The sequence below is a fragment of the Collinsella sp. CLA-ER-H9 genome, assembly GCF_040092295.1.
GTDB lineage: Bacteria > Actinomycetota > Coriobacteriia > Coriobacteriales > Coriobacteriaceae > Collinsella.
This window is the reverse complement of record NZ_JBBNLV010000016.1, coordinates 13,704-36,679: the sequence shown is the minus strand read 5'-3', so window position 1 is coordinate 36,679 and position 22,976 is coordinate 13,704. Positions and strand designations below refer to the sequence as shown.

Below are 22,976 nucleotides of genomic sequence, written 5' to 3'. Positions count from 1 at the left end.
GGCTCGACCGCTATACTGGTTCGTGCCGAAATCGATCTAGAACGGAATGCCGTATATGAAAATCAATCACGCGATTCTGCATATCCTGGACTTTGACTCTGCCGTCAACGTTATGAGCCAGCGCGAGCTCGATATCGAGAGCCGTACCGTGCGCAACTTCGTGACCACGCATCTGCGCCGCGCACGTACCTCGGCCGACAATAAACGCGCCACGTTTGCCGAGAACTCTGCGTTTGGCGGCGAGCTCAAGGGCTATTTCTTTGGCGAGCGCGAGTTCGTGGACCTGTCGCAGCAGATTGCGGAGTTTATCTCCTCCGAGCTCACCAAAGCCGAGAAAGCCGAGTCAACCGACGTGCTCGTGGCCGATTTTGACGACGATGAGGATGCCCGCTGGTTTGCCGTGATGCTGCTGGGCTCCAAGCAGGCTTTTATGCACGAGGTGGGCCGCGAGGAGGGGGAGGTGCGCAACGACATCGCGCGCCACTACGCTATTCTGCCGAACCCTTCGCAAAAGGTGCCGAGCTATGCCATCGTGCGCGCGAGCACCATGGAGATCGGCTACGTGGACAAGAAGCGCAAGATTGCCGGCGAGGACCGTATGCTCATTCCCGATGGCCTGCTGCAGTGCGACACGGGCGTGTCGGGCAAGGAGGTCATCGACACCGTGACGCGTGTGGTCGAGGAAGTCGCCGAGGAGCACGGCGCCAACACGGCCGTGGCGCTCGCCAAGGTTAAGGCCGCTGTGGCCGAGAAGGTTGAGGATGACGAGGAGCTGCCGCCTTGGGATATCGTCGATGAGGTCTTTGAGGACGAGCCGGTCATCAAGGAAAGCGTGCGCGCGGCGCTGACCGAGGAGAAGGTTCCCGAGCGCGTGCCCGTGGAACGCAAGCAGGTCGAGCGCGCAGCCGTGCGCAATCATAAGATTCGTACCGACACGGGTATCGAGATCAGCTTCCCGGCCGAGATGGGTTCGAACTCCGAGTACATCGAGTTCGTTAACGAGCCCAACGGCCTCATCTCCATCGAGCTCAAGAATATCGGCAGCATCGAGAACCGATAAACTGCGCTCGGACGCTGCAGAAAACAAAGGCCGAAGCTCCGATGATGCTTCGGCCTTTTTTGCTTGGGATTGAATTGCGCCGCAGGTTGAGCATAAGTCAGCGAAAACGCCCCAGAGCGAGCAAGGTGACGTGAAAGAGGAGGGCATTGACCTTTTGGTCATGCCCGACGACTGAACGTCAGATTGCCGCTCTGGGGCGTTTGCAGCGTCGGCTAGTTACGCGGTTTGGTAAAACCGCGTAACCCTACAGTTGACGTAAACCCTCTTCCAAGCCGGTCTTGCTGTCGGTTTTCTCGTCGCGCATCTTGATGACGCGAGCGGGAACACCGGCCACGACGGCACCGGCGGGGACGTCCTCGACGCACACGGCGCCGGCGGCAACGACGGCGCCCTTGCCTACGTGCACGCCCTCCAGGACCACGGCGTTGGCGCCGATCATGACATCGTCCTCGATGATGACGGGCGTGGCGCTGGCGGGCTCCACAACGCCTGCCAGCACGGTGCCGGCGCCGATGTGGCAGTTCTTGCCCACGGTGGCGCGGCCGCCCAGCACGGCGCCCATGTCGATCATGGAGCCTTCGCCAATGACGGAGCCGATGTTGATAATGGCACCCATCATGATGACGGCGCGGTCGCCGATCTCGACGCGGTCGCGGATGATCGCGCCCGGCTCGATGCGGGCATTGATGCCCTTAAGGTCGAGCATGGGGACGGCGGAGTTGCGGCAGTCATTCTCGACGTCGTAGTAGTCGATGGAGTCGGCATTGGCATCGAGGATGGCCTTGAGCTCTTCCCAGTCGCCAAAGACGGTCTTACCACGACGGCCGCCGTAGACGTGCGCATCGCCCCAGGCAACCTTCATGCCGGGCTTCTCGCGCACATACAGCTTGACAGGCGTCTTTTTAGGCGCGGTGGCGATGTAATTGATAATCTCCTGGGCATCCATCTCGGCTGCGTTGCTCATATGCTGTTTCTCCTTTGCGTGGGTACGGTAGTTAACTGGTTAGGCGAACATGACCTGATCGAAGGTGTAGAAGCCAGGGTCGCGGACGACGAGCTTTTGAGCGGCGGCCAGAGCGCCGTTGACAAAGATCTGGCGGCTCGTAGCGCGATGGCTAAGCGTGACCTCCTCGTCCTGGCCAAAGAAGCTCACCTCGTGTACGCCGGCGACGGTGCCGCCGCGCAGCGAGTGCATGCCGATTTCCTTGGGATCGCGAACGCCGCACATGCCCTCGCGACCGTAGACGGGATGATAGCCAGCCTCTGGCTCGGCCTCGACCACGGCGTCGAGTAGCAGCTTGGCGGTGCCGCTGGGAGCGTCGACCTTTTGGTTGTGGTGCGTCTCGACAATCTCGCAGTCAAAGCCGGGCAGCTCACGCGTGGCTTGGGCCACTAGGTGACGCAGGGCGGCGATGCCGATAGAGTGGTTGCCCGAGTGCATGACGCGGGCATTCTGGCCCAGCTCGCGCAGGCGGTCCATCTGATCGGGTGTGTAGCCCGTGGTGCCCGAGACCAACGCGGCGCCTGTACGCTCGACATAGGCGACGACGGCATCGAAGGTCACGACGTTCGAGAAGTCGATGATGACGTCGGCTGCCGGGGCGCTCTCGAGCTCGGACAGGTCAAAACCGATCTGGGCCACGATATCAAAAACGGGCTGCCCGGAGGCGTCGGCAATGCCTTCGGCGGTAGTGCGGATGAGCGAGCCCATGCGGCCCGTTCCCATAATGACGGTCTTAATCAAGCAGACCAGCTCCCTTCAGAGCATCGGTAAGTGCGGAACGCGTGTCGTCTGCCATGGGGCACAGCGGCATGCGGTAGTTGGCTTCGATCATACCCATCTGGGCGAGTGCTTCCTTGACGGGGATGGGGTTGACCTCGCTAAAGAGGGCGTTGATGAGCGGCTGGCCGGCAATCTGGATATCGCGGGCGCGCTCCACGTCACCGTCCAGATAGGCGCGGCACATGTCGTGCACGAGCTGCGGCTGAATGTCTGCCCACACGCTGATGGTGCCCGAGGCGCCCAGGCTCATGAGCGGCACGGTAAGCGCGTCCTCGCCCGAGTACATGCGGAAGTCATCGGACAGCAGGTGGGCGATCTTGGCCGCGTAGGCGACGTTGCCCGAGGCCTCCTTGATGCCCATGATGTTGGGGTGCGCAGCCAAGCGCTCTACGTTGCGCTCGCTGATGCCGCAGCCGCAGCGGCCGGGGATGTTGTACAGGATGCAGGGGATGTCCACCGCGTCGGCAACGGTCTTAAAGTGCTGATAGATGCCCTCTTCGTTGGACTTGTTGTAGTAGGGGGTGATGAGTAGCAGACCGTCGGCGCCCAGGCCCTGGTAGGTGAGCGACTTGGTGAGCATGGTCTGCGTGGAGTTGGAGCCCGAGCCGGCGATGACGGGGACGCGGCCCGCGACCTGCTTGACCACTGCGGCAACGACGGAGTTGTCCTCGTCGTCGGTCATCGTGGCGCTCTCGCCGGTGGTGCCCAGAGTGAGGATGGCGTCGGTACCATTTTGCAGATGGAAATCGATAAGGCGCTCGAGCGCATCGAAGTCGACACTGCCGTCTTTTTTAAACGGCGTCACAAGGGCGACGATTGAGCCCTCGAGATTGCGGATGTCCATGTTCTTCTCCTTCGCTTCCGCGATTTGGATGCGCTTGTTCCATTGGGCGGCGACCGCCAGGCGCTCGTCCTGGGCACGATGGCGGGCAGTATCGGCGCGCGACTTGGCCAGTAGCTCTCGGCCGCTCGGCAGCACGTCGAGCGTGGCAAAGTAATCGCCCGGGCGCTCAGCACGGCGGATAAGGTCGGCCGAGCCATCGGGGCGCAGCAGCACCTCTGCGGAGCGCAGGCGGCCGTTGTAGTTGTAGCCCATGGAGTAGCCATGCGCGCCCGTGTCGTGAATCACGAGCAGGTCGCCCACGTCGATATGCGGCAGTTTGCGGTCGATGGCGAACTTATCGTTGTTCTCGCACAGATTGCCCGTGATGTCGTAGGTGTCCGTAACGGGCGCTGCAGTCTTGTCGGCGCCACCTGGCTGACCCATCACCGTAATGTGGTGGTAGGCGCCATACATGGCAGGGCGAATCAGATCGACGGCGCTTGCATCGACACCGATATAGTTCTTGTAGATCTGCTTCTCATGGATGGCCTTGGTCACCAGGCAGCCGTAGGGGCCCATCATAAAACGACCCATCTCGGTGCAGATCGCCACATCGCCCATGCCGGCGGGAACCAGAATCTCGTCGTAGGCCGCGTGTACGCCCTCGCCGATGGCGTGGATGTCGTTGGCCTGCTGCTCGGGTAGATAGGGGATGCCGACGCCGCCGGACAGATTGATAAAGGCGACATGTGCGCCGGTCTCGCGCTCCAGGCGCACGGCAAGCTCAAAGAGGATGCGTGCAAGCTTGGGGTAGTAGTCGTTGGTGACGGTGTTGCTGGCAAGGAATGCGTGGATGCCAAAGTTTTCGGCGCCCTTGGCCTTGAGCATGCGGAAGGCCTCAAAGAGCTGCTCGGTGGTCATGCCGTACTTGGAGTCGCCGGGGTTATCCATGATGCCGTTGGAGAGCTGGAACAGGCCGCCCGGATTAAAGCGGCAGCTGACTGTCTTGGGGATGGGCCCCGCGACACGCTCAAAGAACTCGATATGGCTGATGTCGTCAAAGTTGACGATGGCGCCCAGTTTATCTGCAAGGGCAAAGTCCGCCGCCGGCGTGTCGTTGGACGAGAACATGATGTCGTGGCCGGTGATACCCAGCGAGCGGGCGATCATGAGCTCGGTATAGCTCGAACAATCGCAGCCGCAGCCGTATTCGTTGAGAATGGAGATGAGCGCCGGGTTGGGATTGGCCTTGACGGCAAAGTATTCCTTAAAGCCCGGGTTCCATGCGAAGGCGTCGCGCACTTCTTGCATGTTGCGGCGGATGCCCGCCTCGTCGTATAGATGAAATGGCGTGGGGAACTGCTCGACGATATGCTCGAGCGTCTCCTTGTCCACAAACGGCTGCTTGGCCGCATATGGCTCGTTGGGGGTCAATGCCATGTCCCGTAAACCTCGCTATCCAGACGGCGCCATCTGCGCATCGAATCCGCATAACGTGGATCCAATGTCCGGATAGCGCTCCCGCATTGCTGCAGACAGTCCTGTGGGTGTTTCCCACAGGCCCACCAGGTTGTTCGTGCCCGAAAAACCCAGTTCGGCGGGTTTCGCCTCCCCACGGGGTCAAAGCCTGCCGGCTCGCCCGCGGCTCTTCGTGCCCGCGCCTCTATCAAGTGGTAAAGACCCTATCACGTTGCACTTTACCAAACAAGAGTATTCGTATATAACGTTTAAAAAATGCAGCAATATGCTGGAAACATGTGTGCCACAATCCTGTATCACAATAAGTTGCAACAGATGTGCCTCACGAAGGGATTCTCTATGACCGAGCTCCAAGAACTCCGTCGCTATCGCCGCGATCTCCATCGCATTCCGGAGCTCGATTTCGATCTTCCGCAGACTATCGCCTATATCGAGGGCGTGTTGGCGCCGCTCGCTTGCGAGGTGACCCATCCGTGTCCCAGCTGCGTCTGCGCTTTCTTCGACGCTGGCGTTGGTGCCGCGCGTGCCACGGCGATTCGCGCCGATATGGATGCGCTGCCCATCGCGGAGGCGACGGGAGCGGCCTTTGCCTCGATCCATCCCGGCAAGATGCACGCTTGCGGACATGACGGACACATGGCCATGGCACTTGCCGCCGCGACGTATGTCGACCGTACGATTCGCGAGCAGCCGGGCGCCATGAGGCGCAACGTTCTCTTTGTGTTCCAGCCGGCCGAGGAAACGACCGGTGGTGCCAAGACGGTATGCGAGAGCGGTGTGTTCGAGCGCTATGGGGCTGACCGCATTTTTGGCTTCCATGTGTGGCCCGATCTGCCTGCCGGCACGTTGGCGAGTTGTTCCGGTCCGCTGCTGGCGCGTTCGAGTGAGACACACATTCATATTCACGGGACGAGCATCCATATCGCTAAGACCTATGGCGTTCCGGTCGAGGAGTCGCACGATGCGGCGCTGGCCGCTGCCAAGTTCTTGGTTGCCGAGCGCGAACTGATGGACGAGCTGGGCACCGACGAGCCCTGTATCGGTAAGTTTGGTCTGCTGCAGGCCGGTACCGTCTGCAACGCGGTGGCGGGGGAGGCCCATGTTGCCGGCAGTCTGCGTGTGTTTACGGACGACATGTTCGACCGTGCGCGTGAGGGCGTGCGCCGCGTGCTTGATGAGGCATGCGCTGCAACGGGCTGCACGTACGATCTCGACTTTGCCGAGGGCTATCCGCCGGTCGACAACGACCCCGAGCTGTTCGCCCACATTGCGCCTGCCTTGTCCGAACTGCAACTTGTGGACGAGCCGCTGCTAATCGCCGAGGACTTCGCTTTCTACCAGCGCCATCTGCCGGGCGTGTTCTTCTTGCTGGGCACGGGCGTGCCAGAGGGGCAAGAAAACCCGATTGACGCTGATGGCTGCCCAGCCTATGCCACGAACGCTCTGCATACCGATACCATGCTCTTTGACGAGGAAATCCTGCTCAAAGGCCTCGATGTCTACAAGCGATTGCTTGACTTGGAGTGATGATGAAGCGCCGACAGACTGCCGTGTATAGTCCGGGTGGATGCGGGTGTGGCTTGCTTCTGCTTCCGGTCATCGCCGTGAGCATTGGCGTGATGTTTGCGCTTGCTGGACTGGCCGCAGCGGCACTTGTGCTGTTGATTGTGGCCATTGGCGTGACGATTTGGCTTTGCCGCTCTCGCGAGCAACGTCGTGCCAATGGCAAGACCAATGTCGGATGGGTCTTCTTTCTGATCATTGCGTACCTGCTGAGTGTCAGCTACCTGGTGTTCTTTGTCCTGTTGATGATCAGTGCCTTTACCGGGGAATCCGTCACGGTGGGGTAGGCTTCGACGAGCCTCTTGAGGATGAAAAAATGGAGCCGGATGGGAAATACCCCCATCCGGCTCCATTGCTCAATATTGGCGTGCACTTCTACTCGGCTGCCTCGCGGCGAGCGACCTCGTCGATCAAGATGGCATCGCCGTGCTTGGCGGCGGCAATGCTCGCGGCCATAATCATGCCCATTGCCGTGATGTAGGCGAAGAGCATCGACGGCGCCACGTCCATAACGATGCCGGAGAGAATCGGCGTCGCCACCTGAGCCGCCATGCTCACGGTGTAGTAGTAACCGGAGTAGCGGCCCACGCTTTGGGAGCTGCAACACTCCAGAATCATCGTGTACACGCACAGGTCCACGCCGCCCAGCGCGACGCCCATCAACAAAAAGACGCCGTACAACACGGGCGAGAAGCCGGGTGCCAGCCAAAGAAGCGCGGGGCACAAAACCATGATGACGGCGGTGCCCAGGGCGACCTTTTTGCGGCCGATTTTGAGCGAAAGGTTTGCCAGGGGTACGTAGCTTAGCAGCGCGCCTGCAATCGTCACGATATTGATGATGGCATAGGAACCGCCCTCCATGCCGTAGAACAAATCGGCATAACGGCTGATATTGGTGGTCATGGCGTTATAGCTCATGTAGTAGAAAAACGTTGCGGCGAGCAGCATGATGATGGAGCGGCGTACGCCGGCGTCTGCAATGCGATTTTTACCGCCGGCCTCGGGGGAGTCGTCTTTGTCAATCTGATCCTCGTCGATGCCCATTGACAGCGATTTCTCGCGCATCTTTTCGACGAGGGCGGGCTCACGGACAAAGATTCCGTAGACAACGGCCGACACGAGGATAAAGGCGGCCTGCAAGATAAAGAGCGGAAGATAATCAGGTTTGTCGGCCTTGGGAACCATGACCGAGATGGCGACGAGCATAAGACCCGTTCCCGCATAGCCGACGATCTTTTCGATCGAGTCTGCCTTGGTTCGAAGTGGGCGAGGCGTAATATCGGCCACGATGGCGACCGTCATGGTGCGATAGGCGCATATTGCCAAAAGCGTGAGGATAATCGCGCCAATGAGCAGAGGTAGACTGCCCATGTTGTTGGCGAACGCGATGAGCGGGACGGAGAGTATTGCCACCGCGGAGCCGCCCAAGATAAAGGGCGTTCGGCGCCCGAGTTTGCTTGTGCAACGGTCCGAGAGGATGCCAAAGAGCGGAAGCAGGAACAGGCCAAAGACATTATCGATGGCCATGATCGCGCCGGTGAGCGAGTTGGATAGGCCAAAGGTCCCTGTGAGCATCTTGGGAACGATGCCGTCGTAGACCTGCCAAAAGCTGATCATGCCCATAAAGGGTAGGGAGGCGAGGGCGACGGCCTTGGTGTCGAGCCGGGCCGCCCGCCTAAGATTTGGTTGGGTCATGCTGGTTCTCCTGGTCGGTAAAAGCGGGGAGGGGTGCTATCGGCCCCCGTTCTACAGTTGTTCAAGGTTGGCGAGAAACGCCACATAGAATTCGATGCCGCGCTTGTAGACGTCGACGCCGATGCGTTCGTTGGCGGCATGGATGAGCTTGCGCGCCTCGCCCGAGTAGATAAAGCCGCAGAAGCGGTAGACGCGATCGCAGATCTCGTTGAACTCGCGCGAGTCGGTACAGGAGTTCTGCACGTAGGGAGCAAAGCCGGCCTCGGGATAGACACCCGACACGCAGCGATGGATGTAGTTGAAGGCGGCATCGTCTTCGTAAGGCGAGATGGGCGCGGGCTCGGTGTAGGGAATCGCCTCGTTGATTTCGACGGTGACATGGTCGGGGCTTACGCCCGAGGCGCGGCACTGCTGGGCGGCGAGCTTGCGGGCGCGCTCAACGGCATCGGCGATGGTCTCGAACGGAGCGATGCGCACGTTGAAGTTGGCGCGAGCAACTGGTGGCAGCACATTGTGCGCATTGGAGCCTTCGAGCTGCGTGAGCGCATAGGTTGTGCGCAGCATGGCCGAGGTCTCGGGGCTGGCGGCCATGATCTTGGTAACCGCGGGGCGCGTGAGCCACAGGTTGCCAAAGATTGCCTGATACGTCGCGCTGCTACGGGCACCCAACTCGGTCAGTGTGGCCTCGACGGCGGGCGTGAGCTGCGGCTTGCCGGGGTTGGCCGAGATAGTCTCGCATACACGGCAGAGAAGACGGCAGGCATCGTTTGCCGCAGGCGTAGAGGCATGGCCGCCGTCGGCGCGCGCCGTGACGGTAAGGTCGACGTGGCCCTTCTCGGACACGCCTACCATGGCAACGGGTTCGGTGACGCCGAGCGGGGCGTCGGTTGCCACGGCGCCACCCTCATCGAGCACCATGTAGGGATGGATGTTATGCTCGCGAAGCCACTGCACTGCATGGGTTGCAGTAGGTGCGGCGATTTCCTCGCCATCGCTCGAGAAGAACCAGACATCGCGCGGGGGAACGAAGCCCTGGGCAATCAAATGCTCGGCGGCCTCGAAGAAAGCCGAGACGATGCACTTGGTGTCGAGTGATCCGCGGGCCCAGATCTCGCCGTCGAAGATCTCGGCTCCAAAGGGATCGTGCTTCCAGTCTTGGCCCTCGACGGGCACGACGTCCTGATGCGCCATCATGACGATGGGGTCCAAGGCGGAATCGGCGCCAGGCCAACGCAGGAGCATGCCAAAGTCGTCGACGCGTGTGAGCTCGGCGATTTTAAAGAAATGCGGGTAAAGTCGCTGAAGCGTGGGAATCCACTGGCTGAAGGGCTCATCGTCGCGCTCGGCGATGTTCTCACGCGAAACGGTGGGGATGCGCAGCAATTCGCAAAAGCGCTCGACGGCTGCCTCGTCTGCCTTGTAGGTGCCTGCATCAAGAGGCGCGCCCTGTGCGACCGATACCGATGCTCCCATGGTGGGACTCCTTTCGTGTTGTATATCGAATACGTCAAGATTATCGCCCGCACCGCGCGTGGGAAATGGCGAAACACGTTGCTCATCTGCGGGCGGCGGGTCGGATAGCCTTAGCCGACGATGACCGTGCCGTCTTCGGTCACGGTGATGGCGTCTCCCGTCGACACAGCATCGAGAAACTCATCGCCCAGGTTGTCAATGGTGGGCATGGGGGTGTCGGTCCATACACCCGAGAGGATCGCGCCAGCGGCGGCAAGGCTGTCAATGGGTTTGGAAAACAGCAGGCATGCGGGTTGGCGCCCCATTTTGGTGGCGCAGAAGAGCACCATGCCGCCTGTGGTGGAGCCGATAGTCTGCGGAAGACACAAGGCACATCCCGCCAAAGGTTTGCCGTACAAGTCGGGATTGTTTTGGTCGGAACACGTGGCCTTTTTGTCGCCAAACATCAGTGCCTTCTGAAACGATGCGAGCGTGTTGAGCCCTCCGTGAGAGACAAGTGCCTTGGCGTGGGCAGTTCCGGGGACAACGACGCGGCCGTGAAAGATTTTTTCCATGAGGAGTCGCCTTCCTATTTGATTGGTTTTCCGGTGGTGACGTAGGCGAGCACTTCGTCGTCGGTGTAGTAGCGCGATGCCGAGTACGTACGCAACTTGTTGGAGTTGGTGATGATGGGCATGCTGCCGCACAGCGGGTTGTTGGTGTACATAAGCGGGCAGATGCTCGAGACGACGGCACCGGTAGTCGAGAGGCGTCTGTATGCCGCAGTCTTGCGGAAGGCGTCTGCCACGGATGGGGCGGCGGTCAGTACGGTGGGTACTTGCACGCGGCACTTGCCGGAGGCGCTCAGCCCATCGCAGATGGCGTCTGCCCAATGGGCGAGTTGTGCAGACGAGAGGTGGGGGCAGCCGATGAAGGCAAGCTTGGGGCGTGCGCCCGGGTTCTTCCACATAACGGGGTAGCTCGAGCGGATGCGTTCCAGCTCGGCGTCGTCAATGCGATAGATTTGGGCGTCTAGTGCTATGAGGTGTTCGCCTTGTTCGACGGCCTCGGGCGTGATGCCGTCCACGTGGTAGAGCCCGACAGCGCCGTTCGATGCGCTGGCGGCGCCCATGTCCTTAAGGTAGTCCTGCGTGCCGGGTGTGAGTTCGCGGCCAAGCCAGCGGTCGAGGCCTTTAATGTAAGGGACGTCTTCCATCACCTTCATGCCAATGGCGCTGCCAAGCACTTGCGCTTCGGGCTTGCGCTTACAGTCGACTTCGATGATCCAGGTCGCCTTGCGGCCCTCATCGGTGAGCAGGCCGAATTCCGGGACAAAGCCGGCAATTGAGCCGAACATCTCGATGATGCCGGAGTTGCGATTGCAGCGAGCGCCCAGCACGGAGTTGGCAAAGACCACGGCGCTGCTTTCTGCCCAGCTTAGGATGTCGCCACGCCGAGGTCGATTGCCAACCTCGGGCTGGTAACAGGTGCAGGTGAAAGCATCGTTGTCCAATAGACCCATGCTGCGCAGCTGTGCCTCATAATCGTCTTGTTTGGAATACATAATCTTGAACAGCAGCTTTTGCAGCGGGTTGGCCGGGACGGCGGGGTCGAGGGGCCTCGGGTCGACCGAGAATGACTGACCGGACAGGGCGCCGTCTTTCAGCAGCTCATCCATAAGGTCATAGACTGGACCGAGCATGGAGAGGCCAAAACTTGTGACAAGATGACCGTTTGCGCCGGTCACGGGAACCATACGCTCGGCGCCAAAGCATTCGCCGTACATAACGAGGGTCTTGACCACTTTGGCCATGGCGGGGCCCTTGGCGCCGTCGAGCAGGGCTTGTTGTTGGGAGGTCAGGTTCATCTGTGAGCCCATCCTTTCGTGTTAGATATTGGTGCCGAGTCGGTATGCCGCACGGACCGCTTCGAGCACACGGCCGGGCGCAAACCCATCGCCGATGTTATGCAGCTCGTCAGCGGCGTGCGTCTGCTGCAGTTTGTAGAACAGCGCGTCGTCGGGGTGTCCGCCGCAGGCAATGATTACCAAGTCGCAGGTTAGCTCGAGTGACTTCCAGTCGTTGCCGATTTTGGGTGCAAGCGGGTTTTCGACGTTCTCGGGCAAGACCGGTGACCACGAGACGTAGGGGTCGGGAACGTTTTTGTGGCAGTTGCGACTCAAGTGGAGACGCGCACACCTCGATGGGGCTCCAGACTCGCGTTTGCCGCCGACTTCCGCGCGCTCGACGCGTGTCATATTGAGGAGCCGCACATTGCGTCCCCTGAGCGTATGGAGTAGGTGGCCGCGATTTGCCGTGCAGGCGCCCTGCATCATGTGAGGCAGCATTTCAATTACGCTGACCTGTGGTATGCCGTGTTCGACGGTGAGCCATTGGGCAACCTCGCAGCCCACGGCCCCTCCGCCAATGATGGTGACGGTTTTGGCGTTGCCAAGCAGCGCGGGTTGGCGCAGTAGCTGCGTTGCCAGCACGGCATGGCCCGATGCTGCAAGCTCCGTAAGACCGGGGATGGGCGGTATTGCATTGGAAGTGCCTGTCGCGCACACGATTGCGTCGAAGCCTGCTTTTGCAAGATCTTCGGCGCGTGCTGCCCGTCCAAGTTCGAGTGTCAGGTTCCCGTTGGGTTTTTCTGCCTGCTCGCGCACCTGTCGAACAAGATATGATCGGTAGTTATCGAGGTCGAACTTGATCCGGGCGGCGCTGGCGGAGAGGAGTTTTCCTCCAAGTTCATCTTCGGCATCGATGAGCTTTACGTCGTGGCCACGACGCGCGGCGATTAGCGCACAGACCATCCCAGCGGGTCCGGCTCCTATCACCGCTATGCGTTTGGGTTCTTTGGCGGGAGCGGGTGTCTGGGGCATGAGGTATTCAAAGCTGCAGCGTGGATTGACGGCACACTGCGGATGGCCCCCTTCGACAAACTCGTTGAGGCATCCTTCCTGGCATCCGATGCAGGGGCGAATATCTGCCACGCGACCGGCGTACGCCTTGTTGGGCCACTCGGGATCCGCAAGCAGCGGGCGTCCGAGCATGATCATATCGGCGTCGCCATTGCGAAGGGCGCGTTCGGCAATGTCGGGGTAGCCCAACTTACCCACCGCGACAACGGGTACGGGAAGGCCGGCATTGGAGCGGATATTGTCGGCGGCAAAGCGCTCTCGAACGGCGCGCGCCACGGGAACGAAGCAGCCTGCGGGCATGCTCGCAGGCGGGTGGGGCATCCACCAGTTGTCATAGCAACCAAGGTCGACGTCAAAGATGTCTACTCCCGCCGCCACGAGCTCTTCCATATAACCCAGGGTCTGTTCGACTGTACGGCCGCCGCGCATGCGTCCCAGATAGGTCGAATTCATGACCTGCTCGTCATAGGTTTCCTCGAGTGCAAGCGAAAGGTCGATGCGGTACATGATGGGGTAGTCGGGTCCAACGCGGCGACGGATTTCTTTGATCATATCGAGGCCAAACTGACGCCAATCGGCATAACGTCCGAGCTTGCGATGGTTAAAGGCGGGGTTTCCGAGCTGCTCGATAAGATAACCCTCGTGCCCGTGCAAATAGACGCCATCGATGCCCATGGCATGAGCATCGGCCGCCGCTTGGCCGATATTGTTTACGATACGGCGCAGCTTTTGGTCCGAGAGGCGCATGCATGGAATGGCGGGGATGTAGTAGTTAGGCAAGAAACTCGCCGAGACCGGAAACTTCTTTTGCGTGATGAGGCATTGCGGGTTGCCCACGCGGCCGAGTCCGGCCGTAAGCTGGACAAAAATGCGTGATCCGAAGGCATGGACACCTTGGGCAAGGTCGCGCCAGCCTGCCATAACGGTTCGGCTTCGATCGATGCGCGGGAAATAGGTGAGCTTGTCCAGCTCGGTGACCGTGGTATCGATGCCGTGGCTTACCGGTACGAGTCCTGTTGTGATGAGGCCGCAGCCGCCTTTGGCGCGGGCGAAAAAGTACTGCAGCATCATGTCACTGGGGCGGCCAGTTTCCTCGCACATGTCGATATTGCCCATCGGTGCCATGACAATGCGGTTTTTGACGGTGAGCTTGTTAATTTTGATGGGAGAGAAGAGCTTGTCAAAAGGATAGAGCTCTTGTGTCATGCGGGACGATCCGCAACCGGAATTTTTGGCGGGCCAGCTGTCGAATGAGTCGACGAGTTGCTGCACCAGTACGTCTTTTCCCAATGAGGTTCCTTTCAGATGTTGACAAGGTAACAAAGCAGTTTACGTCTAAATGTTTAATAGTCAACAACAATGGAGTGAGTTCGGTGAAGGAAAAAAGACTCAATGAGTGCCAGGTGGCAAGCTGTGCTGCGACATTAGCTCCCAGCTAATGAATTTGAGCTCGCTGCCTCCTACGATGTGCTGTGTGCCGGCACGGTAGCCGGATCGTAGGAAGGATGCATAATGGCAAAAGAGGGAAAGAAGCCGATCGGCAAGATCGTTTTGGGCGTCATCGTGGTGCTCGTTGTTGCCGGCGTCGTGGGTTCTATGGGCGGTAACTCGTCTGATTCGTCTACGGGTGATGCAGCAAAGCCTGCCGAACAGACCCAGCAAGTCGAGGAGAAAAAAGAGGCACAAGAACCCTATACGGTTTCGGATGAGGCCGGGGATACGTCTAATCAGTTCGCGTATAAGATCACTGGCACGTTGACCAATAATACGGATAAAGAGCAAAGCTACATTCAGATTGAGTATGTTCTGTATGACGCAGACGGCAATCAGGTGGGAACGGCTCTTGCGAACACCAACCATCTCAAAGCGGGCGGCACCTGGAAGTTCGAAGCGATGAGCACGGTATCTCCCGACCAGGTTGCCAGCTGGGAACGTTCTGACGTGAGCGGTTTTTAACTAGAATTAAAAACATGGTTACTATGCGAGCTGGGGGGTGAGGCCATATGCCTGATAAGAAGCTAACCGAAGAGTTGCTCAACGAGCTGCTCGATGCTCCGAGTATCGAGGGCTATATCAAAGAGCACGACTTTACCGCCCCGTCGCTTTCGGAGTATCTGAAACAGCTTTTGGAAGAAAAGGGGCTGGAGCGCTCGCGCGTGGTGCGTATGGCCGACCTCAACGAGACGTTTGGCTATCAGATCTTTACCGGTGCGCGGCATCCGAGCCGCAATAAGGTGCTGCAGATTGCCTTTGCCATGGCGCTGACGCTCAAGGAGACCAACCGCGCCTTGTCGGCGGCGGGCGCCAATGTCCTCAACTGCAAGGACCGCCGTGACGCCATCATCATTTTCTGTATCGATCGTGGCTGCAGCCTGCAAAAGGTGAACGAGGAGCTGTATCGCTTTGGTGAGGAGACGGTGAGCTAACGGTTGGCTGCCGGCGGAAGCGGTGTTCACGATATTTAGAACGTGCAGGGCACGGGCGTCATGGGGCGTCCGCGCCCTGCGTTATTATGGACGCTATGGATACTCAGAGCCCAACATATTCCGATGATGAGCTGACCGCTGCGCTCGCCGGACACCTGGCGTCACTTGAGCGTGATGACAGCTATCGCGTAGACCGTGTGCTCAAGCACTCCGACGTCGAGACGACCGAGCTCGTGTACTTTGAGGGCTCCGGCGGAGGATCTCTTGGCCCCTTTGTTCGCAAGCGCATCGACGCGTCGGCCCAGATTGGCGGGGCGTATGAACGCCTGTTTGCGGCCCAGCATGCTGGGCGACGTTACGAGCACTTGCCTCGGATTGTCGATTGCCGCCGCGTGGGCGACGAGCTTTGCGTGGTCATGGAATACATCGAAGGCGAAACGCTCGGGGCCCTGGTGGGGCGTTTGGGTGCGACGCCCGATTATGCCTGTGAGCTGTTTGGCGCCCTTTGTGATGCAGTTGCGGAGCTCCATGCCGGCTTTGCGTCGGCGGGGGAGATGGCTGCGCCGGTGATCCATCGCGACCTAAAGCCCTCGAATATCATCGTATCGGGCGCAAACTATACGCCCGATACAGGCATGACATTTTCATCGCTGGTGATTATCGACTTGGGAATCGCTCGCGTGTGGCGCGAGGGAGCCGATGCCGATACCGTTAAGTTTGGCACGCGTCCCTATGCGCCGCCCGAGCAGTATGGTTTTGGCCAGACGAGCGTGCGCAGCGATGTCTATGCGCTCGGTGCCCTGCTGTTCTTTTGTCTGACGGGGGCCGACCCCAAGCCGGGTCGGAACATGCGCGAGCAATGCGAGGCATATGATATCCCCGCCTCGCTTGCCGATGTTATTTGCATGGCGATGGCGCTCGATCCGGACAAGCGCTTTGCAAGCGCGAAGGCGCTAGGGCACGCTGCGCGTGCATCCTATGCGTTGTCCGCACCGACGCCGTCGTCCGCGCCGAATGCTGCTTCCTTCCAAGAGCCTCCGGAGCGGCGAGCCGTGTGCCCTGCGCCCGTGCTCCCCACGGATCAGTCTCAGGGCGGATTGCCGTTGGTGCCTGAGCGCCCGAATTTACTCTCCCGCATTCCCGACACCGTTGGGCGCATTTGGAACGCATTCGTCTATCTTTCGCTACTTGTTTTCTTTGCCGGAAGCCATTTTGCCGTTTTTCATCCTACGGGCGCCAACCAAAACTACCCGATGTGGTTTCTCGCGATTGAGTATTTTATCTTCGTCGACGGTCTCGTAGTGCTCATCCATTTTGTGATGCTCGACAAACGCCGCCTTCGCCGGCGGTTTGAGCTACTCGATAGATACCGCGGTAAAAAGCTTGCAAAGCTCTGGCTCAAGGCTATGGGTGTGCTCTTGTTGGTAATGATTATCATTGTTGCCATTGCAAACGCGACTGGCGTCGTCGATACCTCCGTCGCGTAAAAGAAAAAGGGCCCCAATTGGGGCCCTTTGACGTTGATCTTAGATGCGGTTCATCTGGGTTGCAACCTTGTTGTACCAGTCCTGCCACGTGGGCGGGCAGTACTTTTTGGCGGCTGCCGGGGTAAGCGTGGAGCCATAGTTGGCGCCCAGGTAGGCAACGTGGGCAGAGACGCCCTCGCTCCAGCTACCAAAGCTCCGCCAGCCGCCGCCGCGGGCGCTCCAGCCCCAGGCGTTATAGGAGCCGGCACAATAGAGGCCCTTGCTGCTCTCGATGCAGGCGATGGCGGGAGACCAGCGAGGGTCAACACCGGTGTTCCAGGCTGCCACGGCAAAGTTGTAACCCTGGCCTGCCATGGGGGAGCCGGCGAGGTAGTTGTCGATGCGACTCGTCCACTCGTTGATAAACGAGTCGTAATCGGAGTTGCCGGTATTGGAGTTGTTCACCGTGGTGTCGATAGTGGTGTTGGCGTTATTGGCCTGGCTGTTGGAGTTGTTGCCGCTCACGCCCTCGCCCGAGAGCTTCTCGGCGGCAGCGGCCTTGTCGGCCTCGAGCTTGGCCAGCTCTGCGGCATTCTCCTGCTCGGCCTTTGCCTGGGCTTCGCTGCGAAGCTGCTGGGCCTGTGCCAGTGCGTCCTCGGCGGTTTTCTGCTCGGTCTCGAGTTGGGACTTCGCCTGCTCGAGCTCGGTCTTGTTCTGCTCGAGCTCGGTCTGCATCTTGTTGAGCTCTTCGATCTCGTCGACGCTCGAGCTCGTGATCTGGTTGGTGTACTTGCAGGTGGTGATGAACTCGCCCAGGCTCTGCGCGTTGACCAGGAAGCTCACGATGGGGTTGGTGCCCTTCTGGTACTTATACAGATCGCGCATGGCGGAGCTCGCCTTGGCCTGTTGATCGGGAAGTTCGGCTTCGATCTTCTCGATGCTTGCCTCGTTAGTGTCGATTTGCTTCTGCAGATCCTCGAGCTTGGTGCGGGCTTCGTTGTAGGCACTCGTGGCGGTTTCGATTTTCTGCTGGGCAGCGGAAAGCTGATCCTGCGTTGCCTGCGAGGCGGCATAGGCTGCGACGGGGGAGAGCATCGGCGCGGCCGTCAGTGTAACGGCAAGCGCGGCGCTCGTGATGATACGAGCCGGCTTCGACGCGATGAGCGCTGCGGTGCGATGGTTCGAATGCTGCATCCAGTCCCTCTGCAATCAATCGTAGGTTATAGTTCGAAAGGTATTCTACTACTGCTTTCGACTTCAACTTGAACCTTAAAGGTTCTAAAGGGTCAAGTTGAACTTGAGGTTTTGGCCTTGACCTGCAGTTATAGTGAATTGTTAAGAAACCATAGAGTTCAACTTTAACGTTACGGAACCCTGCGGGCTCGATCATAAGCGCCTGCTTGCCATAGATATGGTGGAACTTTGGGAAGCGGCAGTTTGGCACGCTAGAATAAACCAGTTGCATAAAGACCGCCCATCGTACGGGCAGTTGATGATAGGAAGTTTCCATGGCATTGCAGTTTACAGAGCGCGAGTTTATACCCGTGCTGCTCGGCGGCGATATCAACGCCTATTCGGTGGCGCGCGCCTTCTACGAGGAGTATCAGGTCAAGAGCCTGGTCTTTGGCAAGTATCAGACGGGTCCTGCATACCGCAGCCAGATTATCGACTATACGCCCAATGTGGATATCGACACTATGCCGGTCATGATCGAGACCGTCAACGGCATTGCACAGGCCAATCCCGATAAGAAGATTATCCTCATGGGCTGCGGCGATAACTACGTCGCGCTTGCCGCACAGGCTCAGGATGCCGGCCAGCTTGCCTCCAACGTCATCGCGCCCTATGCGCCCTACAGTATGCTCGAGCAGTGCCAGAAGAAGGAGATCTTCTACGAGCTGTGCGAGAAGCACGGTGTACCCTATCCGCACACGTTTACCTTTACCATGGCGATGCTCAACGCCCAGGGCGAGGCTTCCGCCGAGGTGCTCGACCAGATCGACTTTCCCTTCCCGATGATTCTGAAGCCCTCTGACGGCATCATGTGGTGGGAGCACGAGTTCGAGGGCCAGAAGAAGGCCTACGAGATTGCCGATCGCGCCGAGCTGGAGCAGGTCATTCGCGATGTGTACGCCAGTGGCTACACCGATGACCTCATCTTGCAGGACCGCGTGCCCGGCAACGACGAGTACATGCGCGTGCTTACCAGTTATTCCGACCGCAACGGCAAGGTTCGCATGATGTGCCTGGGTCACGTGCTGCTCGAGGAGCATCAGCCCCATGGTGTCGGCAACCACGCCTGCATCATCACCGAGCCCAACGACGAGCTCATGGGTGGCGTGCGCAAGCTGCTTGAGGACCTTAAGTTCACGGGCTTCTCCAACTTCGACGTCAAGTACGACCAACGCGATGGTTCGTTTAAGTTCTTCGACTTCAACACGCGTCAGGGCCGCAGTAACTACTACGTCACCAACAGCGGCTTTAACGTTGCTAAATACGTGGTGGATGAGTACGTCTATAACCGTCCGTTTGAGCCGGAATTTGTGACGGCGCAGGACGAGGCGCTGTGGATGGTTGTCCCCATGGGCGTCGTTGACAAGTATGTCAAGGACCCCGAGCTGCGTGCGAAGGCGCATCGTCTGGCCAAGGAGGGCAAGGCTGCCGATCCTTCGTTTATGAAGGGCGACTTTGTCTTTAACCGCTGGCTGCGCATGTGGCACACCAAGCTGCGCCACTTTAAGCTGTTCAAGACGTATTACAAATAGAATGAACGTCGCGCCCGCCCGGTTTGTATCGGGCGGGCGCGGGTATGATACGCGCAATTGTGCGAGCGTCATCAAGGAGGCGGCGATGGAAAAACTGGGAGTTATCGGCGGTATGGGCGCCGAGGCTACGTCGTATTACTACGACCAGGTAGTGCGTCACACGGCGGCCGCCTGCGATCAGGAACATATCGACATGGTGGTGCTCTCTAAATCGACCATGCCTGACCGCACGCTGGCCATCAAGACCGGCGAGCATGCCGAGTTGCTGGCGACCATGAAGGAATGTGCGCAGGCGCTCGAGGGGCTGGGCTGTGCGCATATCGCCATTCCCTGCAACACATCGCACTACTTCTACGACCAGATTCAGTCGTTTACCGAGGTGCCGATTATCCATATGCCGCGCGAGTCGGTTCGCTATGCCCTGGCGGGCGCGGTGATGGGGGAGTGCGAATTCGACCCTAACTTGAGCATGCCGGCCGAGCCGGTGCACAAGATCGGCATTATGGGTACCGACGGCACCGTGGGCGCCGGCGTCTACGGGCGCGAGTGTAAGGCGGCAGGTGTCGAAGTCGTCTATCCCAGCGAGAAGCGTCAGGCCGACGTGATGTCGCTCATTTACGACGACGTGAAGGCCGGACGTGAGCCCGATATGGATAAGTTCGATCGTGTGATGTGGGAGTTCGCTCGCAGCGGCTGCGATCGCGTTATCCTGGCCTGTACAGAGCTCTCGGTGCTGCAGAAGTACCGCGAGATGCCCGAGATCACCCTCGATGCCATGGACGTCCTGGTGCGCGAATCCATCATCCGTAGCGGAGCCCCCTACCGCCTGTAGCCCTCGACCTGCCAAAAAGGGACAGGTTTATTTTGGCAGGTTTTATCTGCGAAAACAGTAAGGCCGCGACTCGTTTGATGCGAGCCGCGGCCTTTTTCGTTTGTCGGTTTCCGGTGGCGATGGGTTAGAACAGGAAGCCGAGGACGATGAGGGCAATGCTAACAATAAGCATGGCAATGTCCTGGCCCTTGATGGGGTAGCGCTTGTACGAGCTCGCGCGCGTGCGCAGGTAGAAGCCGCGCTGCTCGGCTGCCAGGGCCGTGGCATCGGTTTTACCCACGCTCGAGATCAGTAGCGGCACGCACAGCGGCAGCATGAGCTTGAGCTTCTTGATGGGGTTCTTGGTGTCATACTCGATGCCGCGTGCGGTCTGCGCCTCCATGATGGCGTTCATCTCCTGGCCAAACACTGGCACAAAGCGCAGCGCCGTGGTAAAGGTGAAGGCGTAACGATACGGAACGTGCAGCACCTCGACGCAGGCGTTGGCAAGGTCGTTGAGCTTGGTCACCATGAGCATCAGAATAAGCGGTAGCGCCACGCCCAGCAGACGCAGACAGGCCTTTGTTCCGGTGATGAGGCCTTCATCGGTGACAAAGCTCCACACCACGTTGCCATCGCGCATAAAAGCCAGCTGCAGCACCAGCATGATGAGCGCGAGTGGAATCAGTAGCTTGAGCAGAGCGAGCAGGCGGTCGACGACGCCGGCGTAGGCTCCCAGCGCGAGCGTGAGTGCCAGAAAGCCCAGCAGTGCCACATAGGTGTCGGACAAGAAAATGCCGATGATGATGGTGGCGGCGAGGCCCAGTTTGATGACGGGGTTCAGGCGGTGTAGCAGCGTGTCGCCCGGCATGTAGTCGATGACGTTAACCACGGCGGACCATCTCCTCGGTAATGCGAACGATATCAGTGACCTCACTCACCTGCGTAAAGGCGGGCGAGACGGTGGATGCCAGACGGCGCGAGAGTTCGATGACCTGGGGCGGCTCAACGTAGGCACGCTGCATGAGTTCGATGTTCGAGAACAGCTCGTGCGTGCGGCCGCGGTCGAGGATGCGACCGTTGGCCATCACCACGATGCGCTCGGCAAAGTCGGAAACGACTTCCATGTCGTGACAGACCATGATGACGGCGCAACCGCGCTCTGCCATGGTGCGCACCGTTTCCATCACGGTCATGCACTCGCGGTAGTCCAGGCCGCTCGTGGGCTCGTCGAGCACCACGATCTTGGGCTCGATCACCACAACGGAGGCGAGCGCCACCATCTGGCGTTGGCCGCGCGACAGTGAGAACGGTGCCTCGTCGGCGGGCAGACCAAAGCGGTCGATGACCAGCTGGGCGCGACGCAGGGCTTCGGCGCGGTCGATGCCGGCAAGTTCTAGACCAAAGGCGACCTCGTCGAGCACGGTGTCTTTGCAGATTTGGCGGTCGGGGTTCTGGAAAAGCGTTGCCACTTCGTGTGCGATGCGGCTCGTGGGAACCGATGCCGTGTCCAAGCCCGTAACGCGTACGCTGCCCGATGCGGGCTTGAGCAAACCCGTGAGCAGTTTGGTGAGCGTGGTTTTGCCGGCTCCGTTTTGGCCGACAATGCCCACGAGCTCGCCGGGGTAGAGCGTCAAGTTGAGGTCGTGGACGGCGGCGCCTCCATGGGGGTAAGAAAACTCGACATGGTCAAAGGTGAGCACCGGCTCGGCGTCTTTCGCATGCGGGCGCAGCGACGGCGCGTGCGGGGAGCCTGCGGGCGCCTGGGTATCGCTTGTCGCACGGTCGGGGTCGACGATTTCCGTGATCAGGCGTTCTGCCTCGTCGACATCCAGACAGGGCGTGCCGCTTACCAAGCCATCGGCCTCGAGACTGTTGAAGATGCGCGTGACGCGCGGACAATCGACGCCGATGGTGCGAAGCTCGTCGGTGCGTGCGAAGACCTCGTGCGGCTCACCTTGCAGCGCGATCTGGCCGTGATCGAGCACCAACACACGGTTGCAGTACTCCGAAAGTAAAGCGACCTTTTGCTCAACGACGACGATGGTGATGCCGAGCGCGCGGTTTGCCTCGCGCAGCGTCTCGAAGATCAAGGTGGAACTGGCGGGATCGAGCGCTGCGGTTGGCTCATCGAGCACTAAGACGCGCGGACGCATGGCGAGGATGGCGGCGATAGCTACCTTTTGCTTTTGGCCGCCCGAGAGGGTGGCGATCTCGCGGTCGCGCAGGTCGCTGATACCGACGGTCTTAAGCGTCTCGCTCACGCGCTGCTCGATCTGATCGTGCGGAACGCCAAAGTTCTCGAGGCCAAAGAGCATTTCGTCCTCAACGACCGAAGCGACCATCTGCGTATCGATGTCCTGCAGTACGCTACCGACGACCTGCGATACGTCGGTGAGCGAGACCTCGCAGGTGTCGTGGCCGTCAACTAACACGGAGCCATAAAAGGTGCCGGTGTAGTGGTGAGGCACGGCGCCCGACAGACAGGCGGCAAGTGTGGACTTACCGGCGCCCGAGGGCCCGATGATGCCGATGAAATCTCCCTTGTTCACGCTGAGCGAAACGTGGCTGAGCGCCTGCTCGGTTTGCGTGCCATAGGAGAACGAGACGTCGTCGACGTTGATGATCGTTTCCATGGGTACCTTTCATAGTCATTGGGGACGTTCTTGCATGTCCAGTCGTTTATAAGAACGTCCTCAAGAGCTCGTTGTTTGGGACAGTCTTTGGCGGTGA

19 protein-coding genes and 1 riboswitch are annotated in these 22,976 nt (G+C 59.6%); of the genes, 8 read left to right on the top strand and 11 right to left on the bottom strand.

All coding sequences use genetic code 11. The annotated features are described in order from the left end of the window. The first annotated feature begins 55 nt into the window (after positions 1-55). Positions 56-1,060 carry a nucleoid-associated protein gene (locus AAAX73_RS08405; RefSeq protein ID WP_022094136.1) on the top strand — a complete coding sequence of 335 codons (1,005 nt, stop codon included), beginning with the start codon at positions 56-58 and terminating at the stop codon, positions 1,058-1,060. Between the two features lie 244 nt (positions 1,061-1,304). On the opposite strand, the gene dapD is transcribed toward AAAX73_RS08405, so the two are convergent. From dapD to dapA, 3 genes are read right to left on the bottom strand one after another with little or no spacing between them, the layout of a single operon-like run. Continuing rightward, positions 1,305-2,024, bottom strand: coding sequence for a 2,3,4,5-tetrahydropyridine-2,6-dicarboxylate N-acetyltransferase (dapD, locus tag AAAX73_RS08400; protein ID WP_349125619.1), 720 nt, complete (start codon positions 2,022-2,024; stop codon positions 1,305-1,307). A gap of 39 nt (positions 2,025-2,063) precedes the next feature. Beyond that, positions 2,064-2,804, bottom strand: coding sequence for a 4-hydroxy-tetrahydrodipicolinate reductase (gene dapB, locus AAAX73_RS08395; RefSeq protein WP_349125618.1), 741 nt, complete (start codon positions 2,802-2,804; stop codon positions 2,064-2,066). After that, positions 2,797-5,106 carry a 4-hydroxy-tetrahydrodipicolinate synthase gene (dapA, locus tag AAAX73_RS08390; RefSeq protein ID WP_349125617.1) on the bottom strand — a complete coding sequence of 770 codons (2,310 nt, stop codon included), beginning with the start codon at positions 5,104-5,106 and terminating at the stop codon, positions 2,797-2,799. Before dapA ends, dapB begins: the two co-directional genes overlap by 8 nt. A 65-nt stretch (positions 5,107-5,171) precedes the next feature. Further along, a riboswitch (Lysine riboswitch) is annotated at positions 5,172-5,340 on the bottom strand. 144 nt (positions 5,341-5,484) lie between these two features. Between dapA and AAAX73_RS08385 the strand changes: the two genes are divergently transcribed. Continuing rightward, a complete protein-coding gene (locus AAAX73_RS08385; RefSeq protein ID WP_349125616.1) occupies positions 5,485-6,672 on the top strand; it encodes an N-acetyldiaminopimelate deacetylase in 1,188 nt (395 codons plus the stop codon). A 53-nt stretch (positions 6,673-6,725) separates the two neighbouring features. Further along, positions 6,726-6,995 carry a hypothetical protein gene (locus AAAX73_RS08380; protein WP_349125615.1) on the top strand — a complete coding sequence of 90 codons (270 nt, stop codon included), beginning with the start codon at positions 6,726-6,728 and terminating at the stop codon, positions 6,993-6,995. An 88-nt stretch (positions 6,996-7,083) separates the two neighbouring features. On the opposite strand, the gene AAAX73_RS08375 is transcribed toward AAAX73_RS08380, so the two are convergent. The 5 genes from AAAX73_RS08375 to AAAX73_RS08355 form a co-directional block, all read right to left on the bottom strand. Beyond that, complete coding sequence (locus AAAX73_RS08375) at positions 7,084-8,403, bottom strand: MFS transporter (protein WP_349125614.1); 1,320 nt, start codon at positions 8,401-8,403, stop codon at positions 7,084-7,086. A gap of 51 nt (positions 8,404-8,454) precedes the next feature. Then, entirely contained in the window at positions 8,455-9,876 is a 1,422-nt protein-coding gene (locus AAAX73_RS08370; RefSeq protein WP_349125613.1) for a M20/M25/M40 family metallo-hydrolase, read from the bottom strand. 110 nt (positions 9,877-9,986) lie between these two features. Beyond that, complete coding sequence (locus AAAX73_RS08365; protein WP_195544163.1) at positions 9,987-10,430, bottom strand: DUF126 domain-containing protein; 444 nt, start codon at positions 10,428-10,430, stop codon at positions 9,987-9,989. A 14-nt stretch (positions 10,431-10,444) separates the two neighbouring features. Further along, on the bottom strand, positions 10,445-11,722 hold the full coding sequence (locus tag AAAX73_RS08360; RefSeq protein ID WP_118081804.1) for an aconitase X: 1,278 nt from the start codon (positions 11,720-11,722) through the stop codon (positions 10,445-10,447). A gap of 21 nt (positions 11,723-11,743) precedes the next feature. Continuing rightward, on the bottom strand, positions 11,744-14,065 hold the full coding sequence (locus AAAX73_RS08355; protein ID WP_349125612.1) for an NAD(P)/FAD-dependent oxidoreductase: 2,322 nt from the start codon (positions 14,063-14,065) through the stop codon (positions 11,744-11,746). A gap of 222 nt (positions 14,066-14,287) precedes the next feature. Here AAAX73_RS08355 and AAAX73_RS08350 point away from each other — a divergent pair, with 222 nt between their 5' ends. The 3 genes from AAAX73_RS08350 to AAAX73_RS08340 all read left to right on the top strand — a co-directional run bounded on the left by AAAX73_RS08350 (position 14,288) and on the right by AAAX73_RS08340 (position 16,688). Continuing rightward, a complete protein-coding gene (locus AAAX73_RS08350) occupies positions 14,288-14,731 on the top strand; it encodes an FxLYD domain-containing protein (RefSeq protein ID WP_349125611.1) in 444 nt (147 codons plus the stop codon). A 47-nt stretch (positions 14,732-14,778) separates the two neighbouring features. Beyond that, positions 14,779-15,201, top strand: coding sequence for an XRE family transcriptional regulator (locus AAAX73_RS08345; protein WP_349125610.1), 423 nt, complete (start codon positions 14,779-14,781; stop codon positions 15,199-15,201). Positions 15,202-15,296: 95 nt separating this feature from the next. Beyond that, complete coding sequence (locus AAAX73_RS08340) at positions 15,297-16,688, top strand: protein kinase (RefSeq protein ID WP_158567298.1); 1,392 nt, start codon at positions 15,297-15,299, stop codon at positions 16,686-16,688. 39 nt (positions 16,689-16,727) lie between these two features. Here AAAX73_RS08340 and AAAX73_RS08335 read toward each other — a convergent pair whose 3' ends face one another. Beyond that, the gene (locus AAAX73_RS08335) at positions 16,728-17,861 is read right to left on the bottom strand and encodes a glucosaminidase domain-containing protein (RefSeq protein ID WP_118081795.1); all 1,134 of its coding nucleotides are present in this window, start codon (positions 17,859-17,861) and stop codon (positions 16,728-16,730) included. 314 nt (positions 17,862-18,175) lie between these two features. Here AAAX73_RS08335 and AAAX73_RS08330 point away from each other — a divergent pair, with 314 nt between their 5' ends. Next, entirely contained in the window at positions 18,176-19,432 is a 1,257-nt protein-coding gene (locus AAAX73_RS08330; protein ID WP_118081792.1) for an ATP-grasp domain-containing protein, read from the top strand. A gap of 85 nt (positions 19,433-19,517) precedes the next feature. After that, positions 19,518-20,264: an aspartate/glutamate racemase family protein gene (locus tag AAAX73_RS08325; protein ID WP_349125609.1), complete on the top strand. Its 747-nt coding sequence runs from the start codon at positions 19,518-19,520 to the stop codon at positions 20,262-20,264. A gap of 124 nt (positions 20,265-20,388) precedes the next feature. Here AAAX73_RS08325 and AAAX73_RS08320 read toward each other — a convergent pair whose 3' ends face one another. Continuing rightward, on the bottom strand, positions 20,389-21,135 hold the full coding sequence (locus tag AAAX73_RS08320; protein ID WP_349125608.1) for an energy-coupling factor transporter transmembrane component T: 747 nt from the start codon (positions 21,133-21,135) through the stop codon (positions 20,389-20,391). Continuing rightward, a complete protein-coding gene (locus AAAX73_RS08315) occupies positions 21,128-22,879 on the bottom strand; it encodes an energy-coupling factor transporter ATPase (RefSeq protein ID WP_349125607.1) in 1,752 nt (583 codons plus the stop codon). Before AAAX73_RS08315 ends, AAAX73_RS08320 begins: the two co-directional genes overlap by 8 nt. Between the last annotated feature and the right edge of the window lie 97 nt (positions 22,880-22,976).